This window comes from Planctomycetia bacterium, assembly GCA_034440135.1.
Lineage (GTDB): Bacteria > Planctomycetota > Planctomycetia > Pirellulales > JALHLM01 > JALHLM01.
The window spans coordinates 40,781-48,948 of the sequence record JAWXBP010000358.1 but is presented as its reverse complement, the minus strand read 5'-3'; the positions used below and the strand labels follow the sequence as shown (position 1 = coordinate 48,948).

The window sequence follows — 8,168 nt, the reverse complement described above, 5'->3', positions numbered from 1 at the left end:
GTTCAGGATGTAGTCGTCGCCTTGCCGCTCGATTCGCGCGCGAATATTCGTGGCGTCCGACGAGGCCACGTCCGGTTCCGTCATCGCGAAGCACGAGCGGATTTCGCCCCCCAGCAGCGGCTTGAGCCAGCGCTCTTGTTGCTCCGACGTGCCGTAGCGGGCGAGGACCTCCATGTTGCCCGTATCGGGCGCGGAGCAATTGAAGACCTCCGCCGACCAGAGGACTCGCCCCATGATTTCGCAAAGCGGGGCGTACTCCAGGTTCGTCAGCCCGGCACCCCATTTGCTTTCGGGGAGGAAGAGATTCCATAGCCCCGCCTGCCTGGCGAGCGCTTTCAATTCCTCGATGATCGGCCGCGGTTGCCAGCGCTCGGCGCTCACGCCTTGCGCGCGATAGGTCGCCTCGTGGGGATAGATGTGCTGCTCGAAGAACTGCAGCAGCCGGCCGCGGAGATCCTCCGCGCGCGGCGATAAAGCGAACAACTCCTGCGCGGACTCCATCGTGGCTCAAGCTCCCGGCGCGGCGATCATTTCCGTGCGTAAGCTTACCACGGCGCGGCGGGCATGCTACGCTCATGCACCCTGGATTTCATTCGCGCACTTTTTCTTGCCACCAACGGCCGCCCATGAGCGACGAGCAAACCGACGCCCCCTATCCTTCGCCCGGCGAGGCCTGGTATGTCGTGGGCGTGCTCACGCTGGCCTACGTGTTCTCGTTTATCGATCGCCAGATTCTGAGCTTGCTCGTCGGACCGATCCAGCGGGACCTGGCCATCAACGATACCTGGATGAGTCTGCTGATGGGCGTGAGTTTTGCCGTCTTCTATACGCTGTTCGGCATTCCGCTCGGGCGATTGGCGGATACGAAGAATCGTCGCAATGTGATCGCCGTCGGCATTGCTTTTTGGAGCGTGATGACCGCGGGTTGCGGGCTGGCACGGCAATATTGGACGTTGGCGCTGATGCGCATGGGCGTTGGCATTGGCGAGGCCACGTTGTCCCCGTCAGCGTATTCGATGATCGCCGACTATTTTCGCCCCGAGCGGCGCTCCACCGCGATGAGCGTCTACTCGATGGGCATCTACATCGGGTCGGGCCTGGCGTTTGTCTTAGGAGGAATCGTCGTCAAGTTCGCGGCGCAGCAGGAGTCGATCGAATTGCCTTGGCTGGGATCGATTCGCTCCTGGCAATTGGTGTTTCTGCTAGTCGGCCTGCCTGGTTTGCCGGTCGCTTTGCTGACCTGGCTGACGGTCCGCGAGCCTGCCCGGCGCGGCGTGGCCACGACCGCTTCCCTTGGCGAAGTCTGGGCCTATGTGCGCGACAACGCGGCGACGTTCAGTTGTTTGAATCTTGGTATCGCCCTGGTCACGCTCAACGCCTATGGCGGCACCGCCTGGATTCCGACGATGTTCGTGCGCCGCTATGGATGGAAGGCGGGCGAAGTCGGCATGCTTTTTGGATTGATCGTGGGTATCGCCGGTACGTGCGGCGTGGTGTTTGGCGGCAAATTGGCCGACTGGCTCCACCAGCGCGGCCACTCGGACGGCAATCTCCGCGCGGCCTTGTTGGGCGCCGTCGGTTGGCTGCCCTTCGGGCTAGCGTTCCCGTTGGCGCCGAACGCAACCTGGGCGGCGATCTTGTTGACCCCGGCGATTTTCTTCCTCAGTATGCCCTTTGGCGTCGCCCCGGCCGCAATTCAGCGGATGATGCCGAACACGATGCGGGCCCAGGCCACTGCGATCTATTTGTTCGTGATCAATCTGATCGGGCTGGGTTCCGGTGCAACTGTGGTGGCGTTGTTCACGGAGCACGTCTTCCAGGACCAGCAGGCACTGCACTATTCCCTGGTCGTCGTGGGGGCCATCACGCACTTTCCGGCTGCTGTACTCCTTGGGTTGGGCCAGAAACATTACCGCCGAAGCCTGGAATATCTTCGCGATTGGCAAATTTCAGATCGCTGAATATGCCGCAGCGGCGGATATTTCGAATCTGCCGCATCCTTAAATACAGTAACGACTTCCGTCACGCATGGCGGCCTGATTGCAGACCTTCATAAAAAATCCGTCCATTTTTCTGTAACGTCCCGGCTTCCCTTCGGTATTCAGTGTAGGGGGAACACCGCCCGGTGATTTTTCCGTGTCTTCCGATCGACCCGTGTATGGTTCCTCGATTGGTTGGAAGGATCGCCATCTTCCCCTTAACGCTGTCTTGGCTAACGTCGCGCGTCCGCTGAACGACCCTTTGGAGTCTGCCCATGTCACGCCGTCATCGTCTTCGCTCTCGTTGGACTGCCACGGAACGGCTTGAGGACCGCATCTGCATGTCGGTTCAGCCCGTGCTGACCGACGGACTGCTGTCGATCGTCGGCACCCGCGAAGCGGATAGTGCCAACGTCATCGACGACGGCCAGGGCAAAGTGATCGTCAACACCCGTGGGGAGGGCGAGACGCACTGGGAATTCCGCGGCGTCAGGCAGATCAAAGTGGACCTCTTGGCGGGCGACGACAAGTTTCTGTACCGCCGCGAAGCCGGACGGGCACCGGTGATTCCGGTCGGCATCGACCTGGGCGCTGGCGACGATTTTTTGCTGGTTCGGGGCGTGCTGCTTGACGCGGCGCCGCTGGAACAGCACATCGATCTATCGATCATCGGGCAACAGGGGCAGGACCACGTCGACATCGACTTGGGCGCTCGATCGATCCCCAACGTGCGGCCGGGCAAACCGGGCGCGTCATTGTCCGTGGATTTGGGAGACGACAACGATCGCTTCGGCCTGCAATCGGCGAATCTGCCGGACGTGAAACTCGATTTGCGTGCCGGCGGTGGCGATGACGGAGTCGGAATCGGTCTATTGCTGCCGGCCGTTCAAAAAGTGCGCGAAGCCGCGGCACGCCTGAATCTCGGGCTGGGGGAAGGAAACGACCGGCTGCGCGTGAATACGTCCGGCATCGACGACGTCGATCTTGACGTGTCCGCGGGCGGAGGCGACGACGAAGTTGTGACGGGATTGCTGCTGCCGGCTGTCCAGAAAGTGCGCGAAGCGGCTGCACGTATGAAGGTCGAGTTGGGCGACGGAGACGACTACCTGCGTTCGAGCACGACCGGGTTCGACCTTCCTGAGCTCGATCTCACGGCTGGCCAAGGTGAAGACAGAATCCTGATCGGCATGTTGCTGCCGGCCGTGCAAAAGGTGCGTGAAGCCGCAGCACGAATTCACGTCGATCTCGCGGCTGGCGACGACACCGCCCGAGTGAACACTTCGGGCTACGACCGCGTCGGGTTGGACTTGACCGCCGGCGAAGGGGACGACAACGTCTTGATCGGCCTGCTCCTGCCGGCAGTGCAAAAGGTGCGCGACGCCGCGGCCCGGATGCACGTCGACTTGGGCGCAGGCAACGACGCCCTGCGTGCGAATCTGCACGGCATTGACCATGTCGACGCCGTGTTCGATGCCGGCGGTGGAGATGACAACGTGGGCATCGGGTTGCTGTTACCGGCCGTGCAAAAAGTGCGCGAAGCCGCCGCCCGGATGCGCGTCGACCTGGGCGAAGGGAACGACCGGCTGGCCCTCAACGGGGTCGGTTACCCGCTGGTGAATCTCGATGTCGACGCCGGCGCGGGCGACGATCACGTGTTGATCGGCCTGCTGCTCCCGGCGGTGCGCGAGGACGTTCACTCCGAAGCCCACGTTCACGTCAATCTCGGCGCGGGAAACGATACCATTCGCCACCGCATCGCAGGTTATGATCTGGTGGACTTGGTGATCGATTCGCTCGATGACGAGCCGGGCCCAACCGGCGCCCGCGCGTTGAGCCGCGCCGCGCGGCTGCTTCCCGCCTGATGGCAGGCGGACAGTGATGTTGAGTGTTCCAAGGTAGTGGGGCAGATATGGCAGTCGTCGATCCGCTTGGCTACGACGAGCTGCCCTATCCATGTTCGCCTTATCCGCAATCGCAGCCGGAACATCTGGCGACGCTGGCCTGCTTGATGGGACTGGAGTTCCCGCCGCTTGCCGGTGCGCGGGTGCTGGAGATTGGTTGTGGCGACGGCGCGAACCTATTGCCGCTCGCCTTCACGATGCCCGGCGCGGAGTTGCACGGCATCGATCTCGCGCCACGGCAGATTGAAGCCGGCCTCGCGACTGTGCGGGCGCTCCAACTCCACCAAGTCCGTCTAGCGGTTCGCGATTTGCGCGATTTGAACGACGACGACGGAGCGTTCGACTATATCATCGCCCATGGGGTTTACTCCTGGACGCCGCCCGACGTGCGGGACGCGCTGTTGGCGCTGATTCAAAAGCGACTATCGCCAACCGGCATCGGCTTCATCAGCTACAACGCACTGCCAGGCTGGAGCAATCGGCTGGCAGTTCGCGAATGGCTCTTAACGGCCGTCGGTGCGACGCGCTCCGGAACCGAGCGCGTCGCGGAAGCCCGCCGATTGATGCACCAGTTAAGCGAGCTGCTCCAAAGTGACACAACACAGCGCAGTAACGCGTTGCGCACGGAACTCGCTCGCTTGCTGGAATGGAGCGACGGCTATCTCCGGCACGACTTGCTGGAGGATCACAACCAGCCGGTGACCTTTCGCCAATTCAATGAACACTTGAACCAGCACGGCCTGCAATTTCTTGCCGAGGCGGATTTTCCAACGATGGTCGGACAAGGTCTGCCGAGCCCCATCGCGCAAGCCGTGCAAGTGCGCTCGTCCGGCGCTGCGGAGCGAGAGCAGCTGTTCGATGTACTCACCAACCGGGAGTTCCGCCAGTCGTTGGTCATTCGCGCCGATCGCAAAGTACCGCGATCGATCGATCCGCGCGTTGTCGAACGGATGTACGTCGGCAGCCCTCTGAAGGCCGCCAGCACGGAACAAGGCACAACGACGTTTCGAGCAGCAAACGGCTTTGCGATCGCCGTAAACGAGCCATTGCTTGCGGCCGCGCTGAATTACTTGGCGGAAGTGTGGCCGGCTTGGGTCAATTTCGACACGCTGGTAGAGGCGGGTCGGAGCGCATTGAGCAATCAAGGACAATCGCTATCAGAAGAGAAGCTCGCAACACGTCGCACCGAATTAGCCACGTTCTTGTTGGGATGCTTCGCCGAGCGGGCGGTTGAATTGCACGTCGCAGCGCCGCCGTTCAGTGTGGTTCCAAGTAAGAGACCGACGGCCAGTCCCTTGGCGCGCCGGCAGGCGCTAACTTCGCCCTTGGTGACGAATCTCCGGCACGATCTGGTGCGGCTCAGCGCGGCGGCGCGAGAGTTGTTGCCCCGGCTCGCCGAGCATGGCGATTCGGCGGAGTTCGCGCGGGGGACGGCCAACTATGAGAGCGCAATTCGGGAAATCGCTCGTGGCGCGCTGTTGATGCGCTAGCCGTTCGCCCGCGGTCGCGGCTTCTATCCGTCGCAACTGTGGGCTAGAATCCGGCCTGTGAAGCCGTCGTGTTCTATCACCATGAAAGCGCTCTCCATGAAACTTCCAGGCCAAATCGCCATGTGCGCCGCATTGATCGCCAGCACTGTCGGTCCCGCTGTTGCCGCCGAACCTGACACGCGCTGCTATGAACTTCGCGTGTACTACGCCGCCGAGGGCAAGCTCGAAGCCCTGAACGCGCGGTTTCGCGACCATACCTGCAAGCTGTTCGAGAAGCACGGCCTGGCGAACCTGGGCTACTGGACGCCGACCGACAATCCGGAGCGGAAGCTGTACTACGTAATTTCGGCCCCCAGCCGCGAGGCCCGTGATGCTTCGTTCAAAGCCTTTGGCGCAGATTCAGCCTGGAAGGAGGCCTTTGCCGCCTCGGAGAAGGACGGGAAGTTGGTCGCCAAAATGGAGTCGACGTTTCTGCACGTCACGGACTACTCGCCCGCGATCGAGGCCGAGATCGGCGACGAGCCGCGCGTCTTCGAGTTGCGGACATACACGACCACGGACGGCAACCTGGACCGGCTCAACGCGCGATTCCGCGATCACACTCTTAGGTTGTTCGAGAAGCACGGCATGACGAATTTGGCGTACTGGACGCTCGACGAAGGCCAGCCCGATGCGGACAAAACGTTGGTCTACTTGTTGTCACATGCGTCGGCGGAAGCCCGCGACAAGTCTTTCGACGCGTTCCGCCAGGACCCCGATTGGGTCGCCGCAAAAACGGCTTCGGAAACGGCCGCGGGCGGTTCGCTCACCACGTCGGACGGCGTGAAGTCGGTGATGATGATCCCGACCGATTACTCGCAGTCGCGTTAGTGCTACGTCAAACCCAGATTGTCGGGTTGCTTGAAAGCGCGGGTGGCTGGGGTCGAGTGTACTCGCTCGCCCCCAGCGCACTTGACCTGGGGGCGAATGAGTACAATCGACCCCAGCCACCCACCGTTACTGGACTTGCACAGGCCGGAAAACAAACAAGCCGCGGCGCCGCCCAGCGCCACGGCTTGTTGTTTATAGAAAAGCCAAGGTCGAACTATTTCGTCTTGGTTTGCTTCCCGGCGTCGCCGACCCAGACCGGTGCGGCCGCCGCGACAGGCGTCACCGGTTGGGTGTTAGGCAACCGGCCGGACATATTGATCGGCATCGGGCGGTTCTTGACGGGCAACGTCCCCGGGGCGTCAAAGATTCGTACCGGAGGCGCCGTACGCGTGGTCGAACTTTGACGCGTGACGGTCGGACGCGGCGGCAGGTGCTTTTCCACCACCGGGCGCGGACCTGAGGCCGTCCTGATCGGCTGTTGCAGCGGCGCCGGGCGAGCGTCCGTGACTCGCACCTCCGACGTCGCAGGGCGCTGGGGCATCGCGACGGACGTCGCGGGGCGCGTGACCGGCTTCGGGCGTGTCACCGGAGCGGGCTTCGTCTCCACGATTTCTTCTTCGATCGGCGCGGCCGTCGGCGCGGTGCTGACCATGTCGCCGCTCGCCACTTCGTGGGCGAAGTTATCGAGCGGGCGAGCCCAGGCGCCGTCCGACCCGATGCCGATGACCTGCACGCGGCCCAGCATCCTGCGGCCGGTCAGGTAGTCGTGATAAACGCGAAGTTCTTCGCCGACAACCGGCGTGTCATTCGCCGGAAAGCTGAGGCGGAAGTTCCCGCCGCCAGGAGCGACCCAGGACACGTTGCCCTTAAGCATCTTGCCCGCGGGACGGTCGGGCGTCACCTTGGGCAACGCGACGACCACCGGTTGCTGTCCTTGCAGGGACGCGAGGTGATGTTGCGCGCCTTGCGCCGGGGCGTTCGCGCTCAAAGGTTGCGGCAGCGCCGCGGCACGCGGCATCGGCGGCGGTGCGATACGCGAGTTCGGGACTGGCGCCGATTCGGCGCCGGCGTCCATGATCGATCGCAGCGCCCGTTGCGGATGCTGAATCGCCTGCATTGCCGTTTGCCGCGTGGCGTTCATACCCGGCGCCGGCGTGCGGCGATAATGCGTTTCAGGCTGTTGCAGCGTGCCCGGTCCGCTCTCGGATTCCTGCAACCGCGGGCGGATTTCTTCCATCGGCGGCGGCAGCATCGCTTCGCAGCGCTGGGCGGCCTGGGCGGCGACGCCGCGGACCCGAGCCGACGGTTCCTTCGGGCAGCCTTGCTCGTCCATGCCGAAGGCCATGTCGCGAAGCTTGGCGACGACTTCCTCATCGCAGCACGTTTCGCTGCAGGCCTGGCAGACGTTGCCCGCGGCCGCCATGAACGCCATCACGGCTTCGTACCGTACTTCTTCCGTGCAGTCGCTGAGCGCTTCGAGCAGGCCTTCCTTCACGCCTGGATAGCAACCGCAGCCGATCTGGCCGAGATACTTGATGGCCTTGATTTTCTGCGGCGCGGCGTCCTCCGCCTGCTTGATTTTGGCAGCCTCCTGAATTGCCTTGGGCATTTCAGGCTCCAAATTCGCGGGATCCGCGAGATTACGGAGCGGGGGCTTCTTCTCCAGTCCGGGGCGGTTGCCGCGCCGGTTGACCATCTGAGCGCGCGTCTGCCCCAAGAACCCCTTGGGGATGCCCAGGAAATTCCACAAAGTCGGTGGCGCCGGTGCGGGAATCGCCGGTTGGGCCACGGCGGACTGCGTGAGCGAAGTGACCACGACCAGGCACACTACCTGAACCGCGATACGCTTGGCGAATTCCATTTCGCACCTCGGAGGACTTGTCACAAGAATTATACGGGGCTTGAACGGCTGACGGTTCCGACGCCGC

The 8,168-nt window shown here is 63.0% G+C and carries 6 protein-coding genes; 4 read left to right on the top strand and 2 right to left on the bottom strand.

What is annotated here, in order from left to right:
* A partial coding sequence (locus SGJ19_21495) for an acyl-CoA dehydrogenase family protein (protein MDZ4782831.1) occupies positions 1 to 501 on the bottom strand: 501 nt, incomplete at its 3' end.
* Positions 502 to 626: 125 nt separating this feature from the next.
* Here SGJ19_21495 and SGJ19_21490 point away from each other — a divergent pair.
* The 4 genes from SGJ19_21490 (at position 627) to SGJ19_21475 (ending at position 6,240) form a co-directional block, all read left to right on the top strand.
* Positions 627 to 1,961: an MFS transporter gene (locus SGJ19_21490; protein ID MDZ4782830.1), complete on the top strand. Its 1,335-nt coding sequence runs from the start codon at positions 627 to 629 to the stop codon at positions 1,959 to 1,961.
* A gap of 293 nt (positions 1,962 to 2,254) precedes the next feature.
* A complete protein-coding gene (locus SGJ19_21485; protein ID MDZ4782829.1) occupies positions 2,255 to 3,841 on the top strand; it encodes a hypothetical protein in 1,587 nt (528 codons plus the stop codon).
* Positions 3,842 to 3,888: 47 nt separating this feature from the next.
* A complete protein-coding gene (locus SGJ19_21480; GenBank protein MDZ4782828.1) occupies positions 3,889 to 5,370 on the top strand; it encodes a methyltransferase regulatory domain-containing protein in 1,482 nt (493 codons plus the stop codon).
* A 96-nt stretch (positions 5,371 to 5,466) separates the two neighbouring features.
* The gene (locus tag SGJ19_21475) at positions 5,467 to 6,240 is read left to right on the top strand and encodes an NIPSNAP family protein (GenBank protein MDZ4782827.1); all 774 of its coding nucleotides are present in this window, start codon (positions 5,467 to 5,469) and stop codon (positions 6,238 to 6,240) included.
* Positions 6,241 to 6,454: 214 nt separating this feature from the next.
* Here SGJ19_21475 and SGJ19_21470 read toward each other — a convergent pair whose 3' ends face one another.
* Positions 6,455 to 8,101: a hypothetical protein gene (locus tag SGJ19_21470; GenBank protein MDZ4782826.1), complete on the bottom strand. Its 1,647-nt coding sequence runs from the start codon at positions 8,099 to 8,101 to the stop codon at positions 6,455 to 6,457.
* Positions 8,102 to 8,168 lie beyond the last annotated feature (67 nt).